This window comes from Rhizobium sp. C1 (genome assembly GCF_021026335.1).
Lineage (GTDB): Bacteria > Pseudomonadota > Alphaproteobacteria > Rhizobiales > Rhizobiaceae > Ensifer_A.
Map to the genome: position 1 here is coordinate 981,417 of NZ_JAJNCY010000001.1, position 16,898 is coordinate 998,314.

At 59.5% G+C, this 16,898-nt stretch carries 19 protein-coding genes; 2 read left to right on the forward strand and 17 right to left on the reverse strand.

The window, feature by feature from the left end; translation table 11 throughout:
* Nucleotides 1-407: 407 nt before the first annotated feature.
* Nucleotides 408-1,526: an alanine dehydrogenase gene (gene ald, locus LQK83_RS04850; RefSeq protein WP_230836108.1), complete on the reverse strand. Its 1,119-nt coding sequence runs from the start codon at nucleotides 1,524-1,526 to the stop codon at nucleotides 408-410.
* A gap of 159 nt (nucleotides 1,527-1,685) precedes the next feature.
* On the opposite strand from ald, the gene LQK83_RS04855 reads away from it, so the two are divergent.
* Together LQK83_RS04855 and LQK83_RS04860 are read left to right on the forward strand one after the other, a co-directional pair.
* Nucleotides 1,686-2,147, forward strand: a complete 462-nt coding sequence (locus tag LQK83_RS04855) for an Lrp/AsnC family transcriptional regulator (protein WP_230836109.1) — start codon at nucleotides 1,686-1,688, stop codon at nucleotides 2,145-2,147.
* A 180-nt stretch (nucleotides 2,148-2,327) separates the two neighbouring features.
* Nucleotides 2,328-4,316 carry a bifunctional 2',3'-cyclic-nucleotide 2'-phosphodiesterase/3'-nucleotidase gene (locus LQK83_RS04860; protein WP_230836110.1) on the forward strand — a complete coding sequence of 663 codons (1,989 nt, stop codon included), beginning with the start codon at nucleotides 2,328-2,330 and terminating at the stop codon, nucleotides 4,314-4,316.
* Nucleotides 4,317-4,339: 23 nt separating this feature from the next.
* On the opposite strand, the gene LQK83_RS04865 is transcribed toward LQK83_RS04860, so the two are convergent.
* From LQK83_RS04865 to eno, 16 genes are all read right to left on the reverse strand, one after another.
* A protein-coding gene (locus LQK83_RS04865; protein WP_442966710.1) for an IS5 family transposase occupies nucleotides 4,340-5,094 on the reverse strand; the annotation gives its coding sequence in 2 pieces (ribosomal slippage) (nucleotides 4,340-4,764 and nucleotides 4,764-5,094; 756 coding nt in all).
* 266 nt (nucleotides 5,095-5,360) lie between these two features.
* A complete protein-coding gene (locus LQK83_RS04875) occupies nucleotides 5,361-5,684 on the reverse strand; it encodes an HlyU family transcriptional regulator (protein ID WP_230836112.1) in 324 nt (107 codons plus the stop codon).
* A 27-nt stretch (nucleotides 5,685-5,711) separates the two neighbouring features.
* On the reverse strand, nucleotides 5,712-6,167 hold the full coding sequence (locus LQK83_RS04880; protein ID WP_230836113.1) for a type II toxin-antitoxin system RatA family toxin: 456 nt from the start codon (nucleotides 6,165-6,167) through the stop codon (nucleotides 5,712-5,714).
* A 59-nt stretch (nucleotides 6,168-6,226) separates the two neighbouring features.
* The gene (locus LQK83_RS04885) at nucleotides 6,227-6,523 is read right to left on the reverse strand and encodes a HigA family addiction module antitoxin (RefSeq protein WP_269065228.1); all 297 of its coding nucleotides are present in this window, start codon (nucleotides 6,521-6,523) and stop codon (nucleotides 6,227-6,229) included.
* Nucleotides 6,524-6,531: 8 nt separating this feature from the next.
* Nucleotides 6,532-6,813 (reverse strand): type II toxin-antitoxin system RelE/ParE family toxin, encoded by a 282-nt coding sequence (locus tag LQK83_RS04890; RefSeq protein ID WP_230836115.1) that lies wholly within the window; start codon nucleotides 6,811-6,813, stop codon nucleotides 6,532-6,534.
* 26 nt (nucleotides 6,814-6,839) lie between these two features.
* Nucleotides 6,840-7,808: a lipoyl synthase gene (gene lipA / locus LQK83_RS04895; RefSeq protein WP_230836116.1), complete on the reverse strand. Its 969-nt coding sequence runs from the start codon at nucleotides 7,806-7,808 to the stop codon at nucleotides 6,840-6,842.
* Between the two features lie 40 nt (nucleotides 7,809-7,848).
* Nucleotides 7,849-8,106 (reverse strand): GlsB/YeaQ/YmgE family stress response membrane protein, encoded by a 258-nt coding sequence (locus tag LQK83_RS04900; RefSeq protein WP_230836117.1) that lies wholly within the window; start codon nucleotides 8,104-8,106, stop codon nucleotides 7,849-7,851.
* A 143-nt stretch (nucleotides 8,107-8,249) separates the two neighbouring features.
* Nucleotides 8,250-9,695: a dihydrolipoyl dehydrogenase gene (gene lpdA / locus LQK83_RS04905; protein ID WP_230836118.1), complete on the reverse strand. Its 1,446-nt coding sequence runs from the start codon at nucleotides 9,693-9,695 to the stop codon at nucleotides 8,250-8,252.
* 47 nt (nucleotides 9,696-9,742) lie between these two features.
* On the reverse strand, nucleotides 9,743-10,003 hold the full coding sequence (locus LQK83_RS04910; protein WP_109857805.1) for a YdcH family protein: 261 nt from the start codon (nucleotides 10,001-10,003) through the stop codon (nucleotides 9,743-9,745).
* Between the two features lie 86 nt (nucleotides 10,004-10,089).
* Entirely contained in the window at nucleotides 10,090-10,728 is a 639-nt protein-coding gene (locus LQK83_RS04915; protein ID WP_230836119.1) for an SGNH/GDSL hydrolase family protein, read from the reverse strand.
* A 7-nt stretch (nucleotides 10,729-10,735) separates the two neighbouring features.
* A complete protein-coding gene (locus LQK83_RS04920) occupies nucleotides 10,736-10,990 on the reverse strand; it encodes a hypothetical protein (protein WP_230836120.1) in 255 nt (84 codons plus the stop codon).
* Nucleotides 10,991-11,083: 93 nt separating this feature from the next.
* The gene (locus LQK83_RS04925; RefSeq protein WP_230836121.1) at nucleotides 11,084-12,439 is read right to left on the reverse strand and encodes a pyruvate dehydrogenase complex dihydrolipoamide acetyltransferase; all 1,356 of its coding nucleotides are present in this window, start codon (nucleotides 12,437-12,439) and stop codon (nucleotides 11,084-11,086) included.
* Between the two features lie 14 nt (nucleotides 12,440-12,453).
* Nucleotides 12,454-13,836, reverse strand: a complete 1,383-nt coding sequence (locus LQK83_RS04930; RefSeq protein WP_230836122.1) for a pyruvate dehydrogenase complex E1 component subunit beta — start codon at nucleotides 13,834-13,836, stop codon at nucleotides 12,454-12,456.
* Nucleotides 13,837-13,953: 117 nt separating this feature from the next.
* Nucleotides 13,954-14,985, reverse strand: a complete 1,032-nt coding sequence (pdhA, locus tag LQK83_RS04935; protein ID WP_230836123.1) for a pyruvate dehydrogenase (acetyl-transferring) E1 component subunit alpha — start codon at nucleotides 14,983-14,985, stop codon at nucleotides 13,954-13,956.
* 158 nt (nucleotides 14,986-15,143) lie between these two features.
* Entirely contained in the window at nucleotides 15,144-15,452 is a 309-nt protein-coding gene (locus LQK83_RS04940; protein ID WP_230836124.1) for an FtsB family cell division protein, read from the reverse strand.
* A gap of 144 nt (nucleotides 15,453-15,596) precedes the next feature.
* A complete protein-coding gene (gene eno, locus LQK83_RS04945; protein ID WP_230836125.1) occupies nucleotides 15,597-16,871 on the reverse strand; it encodes a phosphopyruvate hydratase in 1,275 nt (424 codons plus the stop codon).
* Nucleotides 16,872-16,898 lie beyond the last annotated feature (27 nt).

The window sequence follows — 16,898 nt, forward strand, 5'->3', positions numbered from 1 at the left end:
ACCTTCAAACGTTGGGTCCGGATTTCGCAGCTGATCCGGGAATCATCGAAATTTCTCATTCCCTACATAGAGTGTCAGAAGGGCGAACTTCAAGACACACATGCAGAATGACGAATTTCATGGACGCTTGCTCCTTAATACGGCGTTACGAAAGCAAACTGCCCACAGGCCAATTGAAACACGATAAAAACTTCGTGAAGTCGATCGGTTCAGACGCAACCGACACCGGTAACTTGCCAACAGGAGATCGCCCTCCGGTTCTCGAAGCCGGAGCGGACCGCCAAATCTCTCGGGAAGTTCAATGCGTTGTCGGATGAGCCGCATATAGGAACCGGCGCCGCCCACTTCCAGAGGGAGGTGGAGACGCCGGTTCGAATTCATAGATGATGTCAATCAAAGATCTGCGTTTACGCGGCCTTCAGCGCATCGACGGGCAAGACAAGCTCGAGGCTAAGGCTTTCGGCAACCGCCTTGTTGGTGATCTTGCCCCTGTGGACATTGAGCCCGTTGCGCAGATGCGGGTCTTCCGCAATCGCCTTCAGGCCCTTGTCTGCCAGCGCCAGACCGTGGACTAGGGTCGCGTTGTTGAGCGCGTGAGTCGATGTGTAAGGCACCGCACCCGGCATGTTGGCAACGCAGTAGTGAACGACGCCATCGACCACATAGGTCGGATCGGAATGCGTCGTCGCATGCGACGTCTCGAAACAGCCACCCTGGTCGATAGCGACATCGACGATCACCGAGCCCGGCTTCATGGAGGAGAGCATCGCTTTGCTGACGAGCTTCGGCGCGGCAGCTCCGGGGATCAAGACCGCACCGATGACGAGATCGGCGGAGAAGACCTCGCGTTCCAGATTGTCGATCGAAGAGTAGAGCGTGTGGATGGAGCCGTGGAAAATGTCGTCGAGTTGACGCAGGCGCGGCAGCGAACGATCGAGCACTGTGACATCCGCGCCAAGCCCGACAGCCATCTTGGCCGCATGCAAACCGACCACACCGCCGCCGATGACCACGACTTTACCTGGACGCACCCCGGGCACACCACCCAGAAGCACGCCGCGCCCGCCATGGGCCTTCTGCAGCGCGGTTGCTCCGGCCTGGATCGACAGACGGCCGGCGACTTCCGACATCGGAGCCAGAAGCGGCAGCGCGCCGGCGGCATCCGTGACGGTTTCATAGGCAACGCCGGTCACGCCCGAGGCGAGCAGGCCCCTTGTCTGTTCCGGATCAGGCGCGAGGTGGAGATAGGTGTAAAGGATCTGACCTTCGCGGAGTTGCGCCCATTCAACCGGCTGCGGCTCCTTGACCTTCACGACCATGTCAGCCTTGGCGAAAATCTCCGCGGCCGTTGCAACGATCTTCGCACCCACAGCCTCATAGGCCGCATCATCCGCGCCGATCCCTGCACCCGCACCGGTCTCGATCAACACCTGGTGACCATGGGCGACATATTCGCGCGCAGCACCCGGCGTCAGTCCGACACGGTACTCGTGATTTTTGATTTCCTTGGGGCAACCGACGATCATGCTTGTTCCTCTCGACTTGTTTCACGCCCGCTGAACGCGGGTCGATAATGCGCCGATTAAAAGCGAAAGTCTGTCGCAGGTCCTTGCGAAAGGTTTTTGCGTGAAACACATTTTTCGAATATTGTTGCGCAAATATCTATTTCTTCGAAGGAACTTGCATTGGCTGACCTGGATACGATCGATTCCGCCATTCTCCGCGAACTGCAGAAGGATGGGCGGATGTCCAACGCGGATCTCGCCCAGCGTGTCGGCCTCTCCGCCTCTGCATGCTCCCGGCGGCTTGATATTCTTGAGAAGACGGGCGTGATCTCCGGTTATCACGCCCGCCTTTCGAACAAGGCAATCGGGTACAAGATGATGGTCATCGTCCACATCTCGCTATCTGGACAGTTTGCCAAGACGCTGACCGAGTTCGAGGCAGCCGTCCGCAGATGTCCCAATGTGGTCGTCTGCTATCTGATGTCCGGCGAATACGACTACATCCTGCGCGTCGCGGCCAAGGACCTTGAGGACTACGAACGTATCCACAGGGACTGGCTCTCCGCCCTGCCCCATGTCGTCAAGATCAACTCGTCCTTCGCGCTCCGGGAAATCATAGACCGGCCTAATGCAGGGCTGTAATTGGCAGCCGTTTTTTCCGGCCTACATCGATCCATGGTTAATGTTTTTCCATCTGGTCAAACTTTTGGAATGCTGACATCTTGCTGTCGTCAACTGTCGCCAAGATGCGGCGCGCTCTCGAGGGGCGCGCCTATCGGGTGCAGACTCATATCGCTCCCGCGCAATTACCGGAGACCTTCCATGACGCTCGAACACCCGAAACTTATCATGACACGCCGCTCGCTCCTGGGTGGCGCCGCTGCAGGCGCTGCGATGATCATGCTGCATCCCTTTGCAGCGCGCGCCGCCGCGAACCAGGCGCATCTTCGCATCATGGAAACGACCGATATCCACGTCAACATCATGCCGTATGACTATTATGCGGATAAGCCCAACGACACGATGGGCCTGACGCGGACGGCGACGCTGATCGACAAGATCCGCGCCGAAGCCGGCAACTCCATGCTCATCGACAACGGTGACCTGCTGCAGGGCAACCCGATGGGCGATTACATGGCCTACAAGAAGGGCATGAAGGCCGGCGACATGCATCCGGTCATGAAGGCGATGAACGTGCTGAAATACGATGTCGGCACGCTCGGGAACCACGAGTTCAACTACGGCCTCGACTTCATGTTCAACGTGCTGAACGGCGCGAACTTCCCGATCGTCTGCGCGAACCTGACCAAGGGCAAGCTCGCTTCCGATCCGAAGCAGGACGAACTGTTCTTCAAGCCCTATGTGATCCTCGACAAGAAGATCAAGGACGGCGCGGGCAATGAAAGCACCGTGAAGGTCGGCTTCATCGGCTTCGTGCCGCCGCAGATCATGGTCTGGGACCAGAAAAACCTCGAAGGCAAGGCGATGACGCGCGATATCGTTTCCGCCGCCAAGGCCTGGGTTCCGGCCATGAAGGAAGCGGGCGCGGATATCGTGATTGCGCTGTCCCACTCCGGCATTGATGCCGCCAAGCCGACAGAAGGCATGGAAAACGCATCGCTGTACGTCGCCGCCGTCGACGGTATCGACGCCGTTTTCACCGGCCACCAGCATCTCGTCTTCCCCGGCCCGAAGACGTGGGACGGCATGCAGAATGTCGATGCTGTCAAGGGTACGCTGTTCGGCAAGCCGGCCGTCATGGGCGGCTTCTGGGGCTCGCATATGGGCCTTATCGACCTGCTGATCGAGAAGGATGGCAAGGGCTGGAAGGTTGTAGACTTCACCACCGAGGCGCGCCCGATCTATCACCGCGACGAGAACAAGAAGATCGTGGCCGACGTGACCGACAAGCCGGAAATCGTCGCAGCCGTCAAGGAAGAGCACGAAGCAACGCTGGCCTATGTCCGCACGCCGGTCGGCAAGACGTCTGCCCCGCTCTACTCCTATTTCGCGCTTGTGGCTGACGATCCGTCCGTGCAGATCGTTTCCAACGCGCAGACCTGGTACATCAAGGACATGCTGAAGGAGACACCCTACAAGGATCTCCCGCTTCTCTCCGCTGCCGCACCGTTCAAGGCCGGCGGTCGAAACGGCCCGGACTATTACACCGATGTCCCTGCCGGTGACATTGCCATCAAGAATGTCTCCGACCTTTATCTCTACCCGAACACGGTTCGCGCCGTGGCGATAACCGGGGCGCAGGTCAAAGGCTGGCTGGAAATGTCGGCAGGCATGTTCAACCAGGTCAAGGAAGGCTCCAAGGACGCGCCGCTGCTGAACAACGACTTCCCGTCCTATAACTACGACGTCATCGACGGCGTGACCTACGAAATCGACCTGTCACAGCCGGCGATGTATGACAAGGACGGCAAGAAGGTTTCCGACGGTCCCGGCCGTATCGTCAACCTGCAGTTCCAAGGCAAGCCCATCGATCCGGCGCAGAAGTTTGTCGTTGCGACGAACAACTATCGCGCCGGCGGCGGCGGCAATTTCCCGGACATCACGAGCGACAAGATCGTCTTCGTCGCTCCCGATACGAACCGCGACGTCATCGTGCGCTATATCGTTCAGGAAGGCACGATCAACCCGTCTGCCGATGGCAACTGGCGCTTCAAGGCCATGCCGGGCACGACGGCCGTCTTCGAGACTGGTCCGAAGGGCAAGCAGTATGCCGGCGACGTCAAGGGTGCGAAGATCGAGGACGCAGGTGCTGGCGAAAACGGCTTTGCCAAGTATCGCCTCGTGCTCTGATCGAGCCTAGGGTCGAGACTCAATCATCTTGCCCACCATATGATGATTGCAGCGATAGCGACGGCGGATGAGAAGTTGGCGGCGAGTTTGTCGTATCGTGTGGCGATGCGCCGCCAATCTTTGAGCCTGCAGAACATTCTCTCGATGATGTTTCTGGCTTTGTAGGCGAGCTTGTCAAAAGGGTGAAAGCGTCGGCGTGTGGGGTTGTTCGGAATGACCGGCAAGGTTCCGCGTTCGGTGAGAAACTGGCGCAATCCGTTGCTATCATAGGCGGCATCTGCGGCCAGCTGCTTTGCTGGCGGCAAGGGTGCAATCAATGCCAGAGCAGCGCGCACATCACCCAACTGGCCAGGCGTGATCTCGAATGCCAGCGGTCGACCTTTTGCATCGACTACCGCGTGGATTTTAGTGGTGCGACCGCCGCGAGACCTGCCAATCGCCTGCGCGTCCGCCCCCCTTTTCCTCCGCCTGCGGAGCGATGAGCTTTGGCGGTGGTGCTGTCGATCGCATGGAATTCGCTTCCATCCATCGCGACAAGGGCCGCCAGAATGCGGTGCCAGACCCGCCGGCCCGACCATCGATGAAAGCGGTTGTAAATCGTCGTTGGGGGTCCGTACTGCGACGGACAATCCTGCCATCGGCAGCCAGACTGGAGCACATGGATGATGCCGCTAATCACACGGCGGTCGTCAACGCGACGCGCACCAGCGGCATTCCTTGGCAGCAAAGGCGCAATCACCGACCACTGCTCGTCATTCAGCCAAAACCCGCTCTTCATCATCAAAGCCTCCATTCAAGGCTTTTGAATCAGAAATATAACAATACTTCAATTGGCTGATTGAGTTTTGATCCTAGAGCGTTTCACCGTTTCATGGAAACATTGAAACGCTCTATCTTTTTGTTTTTACGCAATTTCGGACGTAAAACCGGTTTCCACTTTTGCTGAAATTGCTCTAGCACCACAAAAAGGGAAACGGCGCCTTCGGGCGCCGTTTTTCGTTCCAAGTTCAATTTTATAATCTGTCACCTTGCGGTGACGCCGATTCAAGCGCGGCCAGTGGGCGCACCATCCGCAAAGAGCGCCTTGCCGTTTTGACTGATAATCTGCTCCGCTTTGCGGAACGTCACCTCGACTACGTCGTCTTCCGTTGAGAACAAGTCCGCTCGGACGAATTCACGCGTCAGTGTTACGCCGTCCTGATCCTTCTCAATGCGGCCCGCCAGACGGAATTGCGCGCCCTCGCGCATCGGCGTCGCGAAGACCCTGAGCCCGGCGATCTCTCGCATATGCTCCTTGGCAGCGCCCTTGGTCTCGCCGGAGGGCTGGCCGCCGCTGAAGATCGAGGCGATTTTGGAGAAGAAGCTCATCTGCATTCCCTTTCGTTCACGCGGCCGTCAGGCGGGCGTGGCGTAAATCTTCCTGGCCCGTTCCTCGAAGGCTTCGGCAAACATGCGGAAGGCGCGGTCGAACATGGAGCCCATGACGGCGCCGAGGATACGGCTTTTGAATTCGTAGTCGATGAAGAAATGCACCTCGGAACCGCCATCTGGCAGTTCGTTGAAGCGCCAGCGGTTGTCGAGATATTTGAACGGCCCGTCGAGATATTTCACATCGATAGCGCGCCCGGCCGGATTGAGCAGGACCTGCGTCGTAAACGTCTCGCGGATCGCTTTGTACCCCACGGTCATATCGGCCACCAGCAAGGCCTTGCCATCCCGCTCCTTGCGGCTGCGCACGGCGAGCCCGTCGCAGAGCGGCAGGAATTCTGGGTATTTCTCGACATCCGCCACCAGAGCGAACATCTGGTCGGGCGATTGCGGAACGGGGCGGCGGGTTTCGAATTGGGGCATGATCGGGAAATACGGTTGCGGGCCGGTAAAATCAACTAACGCGCGGTAAGATTTCGACGTTAGGCGGCCTCGATAGGCCTGATATCCTCGAGCCCGTTCGACTGCTTCAGCGCAATCGCCAAATCATAGGCTCTCTGGAGGTTCAGCCAATATTCCGGAGAGTTCGAGAAGTAGCGCGAGAGCCGCAGCGCCAGCTCTGCGTCGAGCGGACTATGCCCATTTAACAATTCCGCCAACCGACCCGAGTTAATCCCCAGATCGTTGGCCAAACCAGCTACTGTCAGGCCGTAGTCTGCCATGAATTCTTCCCGAAGAATTTCTGCAGGGTGAATGGGTTCAACGGGGACGAACAACATTGGCGGCCTCAATGATAATGACAAATTTCAACGTCGAACGCATCGCTGTCCTCGAAACGAAAGCAGATGCGCCATTGATCATTTATCCTGATCGAGTATTGCCCTTCCCGATCGCCCTTCAAGCGCTCCAGCCGGTTGCTAGGCGGGACTCTCAAATCGTCTAGCATATGAGCTGCGTGGAGAGACATCAGCTTGCGCCGCGCCCGCTCCTCGATGTCCGCCGGAATTCGGCGCGAACTACTGCTCTCAAAGAGTTTTTCGGTCTGCTTATCCTTGAAGGATCGTATCATGAAACAGACCCGAAAATCAAAGCGCCCTATTCCGCCGCCTGAAGCTTCCGTTCCCGCGCGGCCTTCAGCCGTGCAAAGTCGTCCCCCGCATGATGCGACGAACGCGTCAGCGGCGACGAGGCGACCATCAGAAAGCCCTTGGAATAGGCGACGGTCTCGTAGGACTTGAACTCTTCCGGCGTCACGAAAGCTTCCACCTTGTGGTGCTTGCGGGTCGGCTGGAGATATTGGCCGATGGTCATGAAATCGACGTCGGCGGTGCGCAGGTCGTCCATCAGTTGGAGAACTTCATTGCGCTCTTCCCCGAGGCCCACCATGATACCGGACTTGGTGAACATGGTCGGGTCGAGTTCCTTCACCCTCTGCAAGAGGCGGATGGAATGAAAATAGCGTGCGCCCGGCCGCACCGTCAGATAGTTGCCTGGCACGGTTTCGAGATTGTGGTTGAAGACATCGGGCTTGGCGGCCACGACCCGCTCCAGCGCGCCCGGCTTCTTCAAAAAGTCCGGCGTCAGGATTTCGATCGTCGTTTGGGGCGAGGCTTCGCGAATGGCCCAGATGACCTTTTCGAAATGCTCGGCGCCACCGTCTTCCAGATCGTCGCGGTCCACTGAGGTGATGACGACGTGGCTGAGGCCCATCTGCTTGACGGCCTTGGCGACGTTGGCAGGCTCTTCCATGTCCAGCGGCAGCGGACGACCCGTGGCCACGTTGCAGAAGGCGCAGGCGCGGGTGCAGATCTCACCCATGATCATGAAGGTCGCGTGCTTCTTGTCCCAGCATTCGCCGATGTTGGGACAACCGGCTTCCTCACACACGGTCACCAGCTTGTGGGAACGCACGAGCTCGCGCGTTTCCTGATAGCCCTTCGACACGGGCGCCTTCACACGGATCCAGTCCGGCTTGCGCAGGATTTCGGTATCCGGCTTGTGCGCCTTTTCCGGGTGGCGGACGCGCTTTGCGTCGCCAGCAACGTTGTCGAGAATGGTGACCATGTGAATTTCAGTCCTTTCCGGAATTCAACCCCGGCAGTTGTCAACCTCGAATGAGTTTGACCACGAAGAGCAGGATGCAGGCCCCGATGAAGCCGGCGATCAGGTAGGCGAGCCAGCCGCCGAAGATGACGATGCCGAAAACGCCGAGGACGGCATTGGCGACGACAGCGCCGACAACGCCGAGAATGATGTTCATGATGATGCCGTGCGGCATGTTCATGAAGTTGCCGGCGAGCCAGCCTGCTAAACCGCCGATGATGATTGCCATCAACCAGCCGACTTGAAATGCATCATGCATTGTCTCTCTCCGAGTTTGTTCCAACCTGACATATAGGCTGACAGCGCTCTTTCAAGAACCCACGGCCAGCACAGCCATTTATTGTTGTTAAACCGGGCCTTGCCAAGCCCCTCGCCGATGTCACCGACGAGAGACCTGCAATATCAGGCGTTCAGAACCTTGCCATAGGCGTCGAGCACGCTTTCCTTCATCGTTTCCGAGATGGTCGGGTGCGGGAAGATGGTGTGCATCAGGTCTTCTTCCGTCGTCTCGAGGTTCATGGCCACGACGAAGCCCTGGATCAGTTCGGTCACTTCCGCGCCGACCATGTGTGCGCCGATCAGCTCCCCGGTCTTCTTGTCGAATATCGTCTTGACCATGCCCTGATCTTCACCCAGCGCCACGGCCTTGCCGTTGGCGGCGAAGTTGAAACGGCCGACGCGGATGTCGCGGCCTTCGGCCTTGGCCTTGGCTTCCGTCAGGCCGACAGAGGCGACCTGCGGGTTGCAGTAGGTGCAGCCAGGGACCTTGTTCTTGTCCATCGGATGAACGTTCGGCACGCCGGCGATCTTTTCGACGCAGATGACAGCTTCGTGCTCGGCCTTGTGGGCGAGCATTGGGGGACCTGCAACGTCACCGATCGCGTAGATGCCCGGCACATTCGTCTTGCCGTAGCCGTCGATAACGATGAAGCCGCGATCGGTCTTCACACCGACGGCTTCGAGGCCGATGCCTTCGACATTGGCCTGCACGCCGACGGCGGAGATCATGCGGTCGGCCGTGATCTTCTCGACCGAGCCGTCCTTCTTCTCGACGGTGGCGGTGATGGAATTTGCACCCTTCTCGACCTTCGCAACCTTGGCTTCGAGCATGATCTTCATGCCCTGCTTTTCAAGCTGCTTCTTGGCGAAGGCGGAGATTTCCTCATCCTCGACCGGCATGACCTGCTTCATGATTTCGACCACGGTCACGTCGACGCCCATGGTGCGGTAGAAGCTGGCGAATTCGATGCCGATGGCGCCCGAGCCCATCACGAGCAGGGACTTCGGCATTTCTTCCGGCTTCATCGCCTCGAAATAGGTCCAGATCAGCTTGCCATCGGGCTCGATGCCAGGCAGCGCGCGTGGGCGTGCGCCGGTCGCGATGATGATATGCTTGGCGGTATAGGTGCCCTCGCCCAGCGTGTTCTTCGGCACAGGGCCCTGCGGCTGAACGACCGGCTTGGTGCTCTTTCCGACGACGATTTCGCCGGGCTTGGTGATCTTGGCTTCGCCCCAGATAATGTCGACCTTGTTCTTCTTGAACAGGAAGCCCACGCCGTTGTTCATGCGGGCTGCGATGCCGCGCGAGCGGGCAACGATAGCCTTGATGTCCGGCTTCATCGCGCCTTCCAGCACAAGGCCGTAATCCTTGGCATGCGTCGCCGTATGCATGACGTCCGCCGTGCGCAGCAGTGCCTTGGTCGGGATGCAGCCCCAGTTGGAGCATATGCCGGCCAGATGCTCGCGCTCGACCACGGCCACCTTCATCCCCAGCTGGGAAGCCCGGATGGCGGCGATATAGCCGCCGGGGCCGGAACCGATCACGATCAGGTCATATGCATTCGACATGGGGTCTCCACTCCTCTTTTGTCGAGGCAGCGGAGATCCCGCCCGCCTCATACGATGGGTTCGACCTGTTCGTGGCCGACCAGCATCGCGTAGATTTCATCTTTCAACTGCATGCGCTTCTTGCGCATCTCAGCCACATGGAAGTCATCAGCAGGCTCGATATCGGTTTCGGCGCGATGAATGGCCCGGTTCACGTCGTGATACTCGTTCGAGATCCGATAGAAGTGGCCGTCAACCTCGCGCAAATGGCGGATCTTGGCGGCATATTCCGGAAATTCATCATGCAGTTCGTGCGGCGTGTTCGACATGTCCGGCCCCCTTCAGGAAAACTTTGACACTGTCAGGCTAACCGCAACGCTGCCCCTCACCCTTGACCCTGATCAACTCCCTTTAATCACATTCCGAGCTGCATGCGGACGATGGGCTCCAGCGCCCGTCCGATGGCTCGTGTATTTTCTGCATCCAGATGGACACCGTCGATCGGTGTCGCCACAGAAACTGCGGCGGCATCGAAAAAGCCGCAGCCCATTTCGTCCGCCATGTCGCTATAGAAGGTCGCGAGCATCTTCGACTGTTCGATCGCGCCGGCAAAAGCGGCTGCATAATCGCTGTTCGCCGTCTCGCGCACCAGCGGCGGCGAGACGATCAGGATTTCCGGCGTCTCATATTCAAACGGCCAGGCGTGATGACGAATGAGCTGCACCAGACGGCCCATGCCCTTCGCCGCGCCGTGCGCTGTGCCGACGACCGAGGGCTTCAGGTCGTTCGTGCCGAGCATCAGGATCACCAGATCAATCGGCGAATGCGTATGAAGTAGCGTTGGCAGGATGCGCGCGCCATTGCGGTCGCAATCTGCCAACTGATCTTCATAGGCCGTGGTGCGCCCGCCCAGCCCTTCCGGGATCACGCGAACGCCATGACCGAGCGCCTTCTGAAGAACCGATGGCCAGCGGTCTTCATGGGCGTGCCGACCCAAGTGTTCCGCATCGTGGCCCCAGGTCAGGCTGTCTCCGTAGGCGAGGATGGTTTTCATGTCCTGGTCATTTCGCCTTCATGATATCGTCGAACTTGCGCTCAAGAGCAGCTAGCCGCTCCTCGAAATCGCCGATGACAAACTTGGATATCAGACTATCCGCGGAAAGCGCGTTGCGAAAATTCTTCTGCCCCTCGTCAAGCTTGTCGAGACGCTTACCGACATCCTTGAACTCGCTGCGAACGTCTTCGAATCCCTCCTGCGTCTCCTTGCGCATTTCGCGCAGCATCGGCAGGATCATGTCACCCGGTTCTTTCGTCATCGCTTTACCCTCGCTGTCAAAAGATTGGCCCCTCTATAAATGGGGCCAATCCGACGCAAAGTCACGTCCGCCTCATCGGCGGACATGCCGAGATCAAACCAGCATCGACATCGGGTTTTCGATATAGCCCTTGAAGGCGGCCAGCAGTTCGGCGCCCAGCGCACCATCGACGCAGCGATGGTCGGTGGAGAGCGTGACGGTCATGACCTGCGCGATGACCATCTCGCCGTTCTTCACGACGACGCGCTGTTCACCAGCGCCGACTGCGAGGATGGTCGCATGCGGCGGGTTGACGACAGCGGCGAAGTGCTTGACGCCCATCATGCCCATGTTGGACACGGCAGTCGTGCCGCCCTGATATTCCTCGGGCTTCAGCTTCCGTTCCTTGGCGCGCTTGCCGTAGTCCTTCATCTCGTTGGAGATGGTGGACAGGCTCTTCTCTTCGGCGCGTCGGATGATCGGCGTGATCAGGCCACCGGGGATCGAGACGGCAACGCCGACATCGGCATGCTTGTGCTTGACCATGTTCGTATCGGTCCAGGACACGTTGGCGTCCGGAACGTCACGCAGTGCCAGAGCCAGCGCCTTGATGATCATGTCGTTGACCGAGAGCTTGTAGGCGGCGCGGTCGTCCTTGCGGGGTGCCGAATGGTTCAGCTGGCCGCGCAGTTCCAGAAGCGCGTCGAGCTCGCAATCCACCGTGACGTAGAAGTGCGGGATCGTCTGCTTGGACTCAACGAGGCGCTTGGCAATCGTCTTGCGCATGCCGTCATGCGGCACGAGTTCGTAGGAACCCGGCTCGAACAGCTTGAGAACGGCTTCTTCCGAAGCCTGCTTGGCAAGCGGTGCAGCCGAGGCGGCAGCAGCAGGCGCGGCGGCCGGAGCAGCGGCGGCAGCGGGCGCTGCCTTGCCGGTTCCGGAGCTGACAGCCTTCTCGACGTCGGACTTGACGACGCGGCCGTGCGGGCCGGTGCCGGAAATCGCCGAGATGTCGAGACCTGCTTCCTTCGCCAGACGGCGGGCCAGCGGCGAGGAGAACGGACGATTGCCCGAAGGAGCAGCCGAGGACACGGCAGCAGCGGGTGCTGCGGCCGGAGCAGCAGCAGGCGCCTGGGCGGCTGCGGGTGCAGCAGCGGCCGGAGCCGGTTCAGCTTTCGGCGCGGGGGCAGCGGATGCGCCACCGGCAGCCGCAGCCTTCACATCTTCGCCTTCGGCGGCGAGGATGGCGATCAGGCTGTTGACCTTGACGCCTTCGGTGCCGGCGGGAACGACGATCTTGGCGATCGTGCCTTCATCGACGGCTTCGACTTCCATCGTCGCCTTGTCGGTTTCGATTTCGGCGATGACATCGCCGGACTTGATCGTGTCGCCTTCCTTGACCAGCCACTTGGCGAGGTTGCCCTCTTCCATGGTCGGCGAAAGGGCCGGCATCGTGATATTGATCGGCATGTCCTCGCCCTCCCTTATTTGTAGCAAACGGCCTTCACGGCATCGACGACTTCGCCGACATTCGGCAGAGCCAGCTTCTCAAGGTTGGCCGCATACGGCATCGGCACGTCCTTGCCGGCGATCGTGATGACCGGGGCGTCCAGATAGTCGAAGGCCTCGCGGCTGACGCGGTTGGCGATGAAGTCACCGACCGATGACTGCGGGAAGCCTTCCTCGATGGTGACGAGACGGCCGGTCTTCTTGACCGATTCGATGATCGCCGGGAGGTCCATCGGGCGGATGGTGCGCAGGTCGATCAGTTCGACGTCGATGCCGAGCTTGGTCAGTTCGTCAACGGCCTTGACGGCATAGGTCATGCCGATGCCCCAGGAGACGAGCGTCACGTCATTGCCGGCGCGATGAACGCGCGCCTTGCCGATCGGCAGGACGAAGTCATCCAGCTTCGGCACTTCGAAGGTCTGGCCGTAGAGAATTTCGTTTTCGAGGAAGATGACCGGGTTCGGATCGCGGATAGCAGCCTTGAGCAGGCCCTTGAAGTCGGCCGCCGTGTAGGGCTGGATGACCTTGAGGCCCGGAATGTGGCTGTACCAGGCAGCATAGTCCTGGCTGTGCTGGGCCGCCACGCGGGCAGCAGCGCCGTTCGGACCGCGAAACACCATGGGTGCGCCCATCTGGCCACCCGACATGTAGAGCGTCTTGGCCGCCGAGTTGACGATCTGGTCGATCGCCTGCATGGCGAAGTTGAAGGTCATGAATTCGACGATCGGGCGAAGGCCGGCCATGGCAGCGCCGACACCGATACCGGCAAAGCCGTGCTCGGTGATCGGGGTGTCAATGACGCGCTTCGGGCCAAATTCCTGCAGGAGCCCCTGGGTTACCTTATAGGCGCCCTGGTATTCGGCGACTTCCTCACCCATGACGAAAACGTCCGGGTTGGCACGCATTTCTTCGGCCATGGCGTCGCGAAGGGCTTCACGCACCGTCATCGTCACCATTTCGGTGCCAGCCGGGATGGCCGGATCGGAGGCGGTTTCCGTCTTCGGCGCGGCCGGAACAGGAGCGGATGCCGCAGGTGCAGGCTCAGCAGCCGGAGCGGGCTCGGCAGCAGGCGCAGCCTTCGGGGCAGCCGACGAACCGATGTCTGAGGCACTTTCACCGTCCTGCAGCAGGACTGCGATCGGCGCGTTGACCTTGACGTTTTCGGTGCCGGCAGCGACCAGCAGCTTGCCGATCACGCCTTCATCGACGGCTTCCACTTCCATGGTTGCCTTGTCGGTTTCGATTTCGGCGATCACGTCGCCGGAGACGACCTTGTCGCCTTCCTTTTTCAGCCACTTGGAGAGCGTGCCTTCCTCCATCGTCGGAGACAGTGCAGGCATCAGGATGTCAATCGGCATGGTCCTCACCCAATTCGTTTCAGGCGCTCGGCCTTAAAAATCTCGATCAGCGCCAGCGTGTCGCGGCGCGCGGTATCGCGAAATTCCCGCCCTCACTCCCGAAGGCGGGAACCGCTGTCAAAGCAGGATATCGGTATAGAGTTCCGATACGGCCGGCTCGGGATTGGCCTGGGCGAAATCGGCGGCATCCGCCACGATCTCGCGGACTTCCTTGTCGATGTCCTTCAGCGAATCTTCCGTGGCCCAGCCCTTCTCGATCAGGCGTGCCTTGACCTGCTCGATCGGATCATGCTCGGAGCGCATCTTCTGCACTTCGTCCTTCGAACGATATTTAGCCGGGTCGGACATGGAGTGACCGCGGTAACGATAGGTCTGCATCTCGAGGATGATCGGGCCATTGCCGGAACGGCAATGCTCGACCGCGTAGTCCGCAGCAGCCTTGACGGCACGAACATCCATGCCGTCGACCTTCAGGCCCGGAATGCCGATGGAGGCACCGCGCTGCGAAAAGTCGGTCTGCGACGAGGCGCGGTTCACGGCGGTGCCCATGGCGTAGCGGTTGTTCTCGATGATGTAGATGACGGGCAACTTCCAGAGAGCGGCCATGTTGAAGCTCTCGTAGACCTGGCCCTGGTTGGCAGCGCCGTCGCCGAAATAGGCGAGCGAGACGTTGTCATTGCCGCGGTAGTGGTTGGCAAAGCCGAGGCCGGTGCCGAGCGAGACCTGCGCGCCCACGATGCCGTGACCACCGTAGAAGTTCTTCTCCTTGGAGAACATGTGCATCGAGCCGCCCTTCCCCTTGGAAAGACCGCCTTCGCGACCGGTGAGTTCGGCCATGACGCCACGGGCGCTCATACCGCAAGCCAGCATGTGGCCGTGATCGCGGTAACCGGTGATGACCTGATCGCCATCCTTCAGCGCCATCTGCATGCCGACAACGACAGCTTCCTGGCCGATATAGAGGTGACAGAAACCGCCGATGAAGCCCATGCCGTAAAGCTGGCCGGCCTTTTCTTCGAAACGGCGAATAAGGAGCATCTCGCGATACGCGGTCAGTTCCTGCTCTTTGTTGAATTCGGAAATCTTTTCCGCAGTGTCGGACTTGGCAGACTTGCGGGCAGCAGCAGACGCGGGTTTACGCGGAGCCATGCAGTAACCTCCCCAGGCTTGATGTTTTTCCTTGGGAGACACCATAGGCAAAGTCGGGGAAAACAGCAATGCCCTAAACGCATAGCTAGCATCCGTTGTAATTCTTTGATTTAAACAGACAAAAAAGAATTAACCCGATTTCGGTTATGAAGGCGAAATCAGTGGAATATAACGATTTCATCCGGGCGCGACATATTGAGCTGCTCACGCGCCTCCTCGTCCAGCATATCCTTCTGTATCGACCCATCGCTGAGCGCCGCGACCTGCCGCTCCAGCGCCTTCCGCCTGTGCTGCAGTTCGGCCAGCTTCTGCTGGCGCTCAGCCTTTTGCTGCAGAAACCTCTCGGTTGCCTTCAGGCCGAACTCACCATGAACGGAATGATAGCCGAAATAGGCCAGGAACGCAGCCGTAATCGCCGGCAAGATGAAACGGCCGAACCGCCGCTTCCTGTACTGCTTGGTCAACATCGAAATACCCGCGACGCGATACTCTTTGGACTCACATTAGGATGGAGAGATTAACGCTCTGTTGACCACGTCGGCGCAGGCACAAAAAAGGCTGCGGCACATGTGCCGCAGCCTCGTTCAGGTCAAACAGCCTTCTGAGGCCAATCAGGCCTTGAGGATCGAGCGGCCGGCATACTTCGCCTGGCTGCCGAGGCCTTCCTCGATGCGGATCAGCTGGTTGTACTTGGCGAGCCGGTCCGAACGGGCCAGCGAGCCGGTCTTGATCTGACCGCAGTTGGTGGCAACGGCGAGATCGGCAATCGTCGAATCTTCCGTTTCACCCGAGCGGTGCGACATGACGGCGGTATAGCCGGCCTTGTGGGCGGTTTCGACGGCGTCGAGCGTTTCGGAGAGCGAACCGATCTGGTTGACCTTGACGAGGATCGAGTTGGCAACCCCCATCTTGATGCCGTCGCGCAGGCGGGCGGAGTTCGTCACAAAGAGGTCGTCCCCGACGAGCTGGCACTTGGAACCGATAAGATCGGTCAGGATCTTCCAGCCTTCCCAATCGTCTTCCGACATGCCGTCTTCAACCGAGATGATCGGATAACGGGCAACGAGATCGGCGAGGTAATGCGCCTGCTCTTCCGGGCTGCGGGTCTTGCCTTCCCCTTCGTAAACGTAGTTGCCGTTCTTGAAGAATTCGGTCGCGGCGCAGTCGAGGCCGATGAACATGTCATCGCCCGGCTTGTAGCCGGCCTTTTCGATCGACTTCATGATGAAGTCGAGGGCAGCCGGGGCGCTTTCGAGACCGGGGGCAAAGCCGCCTTCGTCACCAACGTTGGTGTTGTGGCCCTGGGACGCCAGTTCCTTCTTGAGCGTATGGAAGACTTCCGAGCCCATGCGGACGGCGTCACGGATATTTTCCGCACCGACCGGCATGATCATGAACTCTTGGAAGTCGATAGGGTTGTCGGCATGAACGCCGCCATTGATGATGTTCATCATCGGAACCGGCAGCAGACGCGAGCCAGCGCCGCCGAGGTAGCGATAGAGCGGCAGGCCGGCAGCGTCAGCCGCAGCCTTTGCAGCGGCCAGCGATACGCCCAGGATGGCATTTGCGCCGATGCGGCTCTTGTTCGGCGTGCCATCGAGCTCGATCATGGCCTGGTCGAGCGCGATCTGGTCTTCGGCATCCATGCCACCGACAGCGTCGAAGATCTCACCATTGACGGCAGCTACCGCCTTTTCAACGCCCTTGCCGAGATAGCGCTTGCCGCCATCGCGAAGCTCAACGGCTTCGTGTGCGCCCGTCGAAGCACCCGACGGAACAGCCGCACGGCCCATGCTGCCATCCTCAAGGATGACATCGACTTCAACAGTCGGGTTGCCACGGCTGTCGAGGATCTCGCGGCCGATAATATCAACAATGGCAGTCATGTTCGTTTCCCTATGGCTGAGGAGTTT

Coding starts and splice junctions, on each gene's coding strand:
- eno (WP_230836125.1), bottom strand. CDS start 16,871: ATGACTGCCATTGTTGATATTATCGGCCGCGAGATCCTCGACAGCCGT.
- LQK83_RS04885 (WP_269065228.1), bottom strand. CDS start 6,523: ATGTTGTTCGTCCCCGTTGAACCCATTCACCCTGCAGAAATTCTTCGG.
- ald (WP_230836108.1), bottom strand. CDS start 1,526: ATGATCGTCGGTTGCCCCAAGGAAATCAAAAATCACGAGTACCGTGTC.
- LQK83_RS04875 (WP_230836112.1), bottom strand. CDS start 5,684: ATGAGCTTCTTCTCCAAAATCGCCTCGATCTTCAGCGGCGGCCAGCCC.
- LQK83_RS04925 (WP_230836121.1), bottom strand. CDS start 12,439: ATGCCGATCAATATCACGATGCCGGCCCTTTCGCCGACCATGGAAGAG.
- LQK83_RS04915 (WP_230836119.1), bottom strand. CDS start 10,728: ATGAAAACCATCCTCGCCTACGGAGACAGCCTGACCTGGGGCCACGAT.
- pdhA (WP_230836123.1), bottom strand. CDS start 14,985: ATGGCTCCGCGTAAACCCGCGTCTGCTGCTGCCCGCAAGTCTGCCAAG.
- lipA (WP_230836116.1), bottom strand. CDS start 7,808: ATGGTCACCATTCTCGACAACGTTGCTGGCGACGCAAAGCGCGTCCGC.
- LQK83_RS04920 (WP_230836120.1), bottom strand. CDS start 10,990: ATGACGAAAGAACCGGGTGACATGATCCTGCCGATGCTGCGCGAAATG.
- LQK83_RS04890 (WP_230836115.1), bottom strand. CDS start 6,813: ATGATACGATCCTTCAAGGATAAGCAGACCGAAAAACTCTTTGAGAGC.
- LQK83_RS04880 (WP_230836113.1), bottom strand. CDS start 6,167: ATGCCCCAATTCGAAACCCGCCGCCCCGTTCCGCAATCGCCCGACCAG.
- LQK83_RS04910 (WP_109857805.1), bottom strand. CDS start 10,003: ATGTCGAACACGCCGCACGAACTGCATGATGAATTTCCGGAATATGCC.
- LQK83_RS04940 (WP_230836124.1), bottom strand. CDS start 15,452: ATGTTGACCAAGCAGTACAGGAAGCGGCGGTTCGGCCGTTTCATCTTG.
- LQK83_RS04930 (WP_230836122.1), bottom strand. CDS start 13,836: ATGCCGATTGACATCCTGATGCCTGCACTGTCTCCGACGATGGAGGAA.
- LQK83_RS04900 (WP_230836117.1), bottom strand. CDS start 8,106: ATGCATGATGCATTTCAAGTCGGCTGGTTGATGGCAATCATCATCGGC.
- lpdA (WP_230836118.1), bottom strand. CDS start 9,695: ATGTCGAATGCATATGACCTGATCGTGATCGGTTCCGGCCCCGGCGGC.
- LQK83_RS04860 (WP_230836110.1), top strand. CDS start 2,328: ATGACGCTCGAACACCCGAAACTTATCATGACACGCCGCTCGCTCCTG.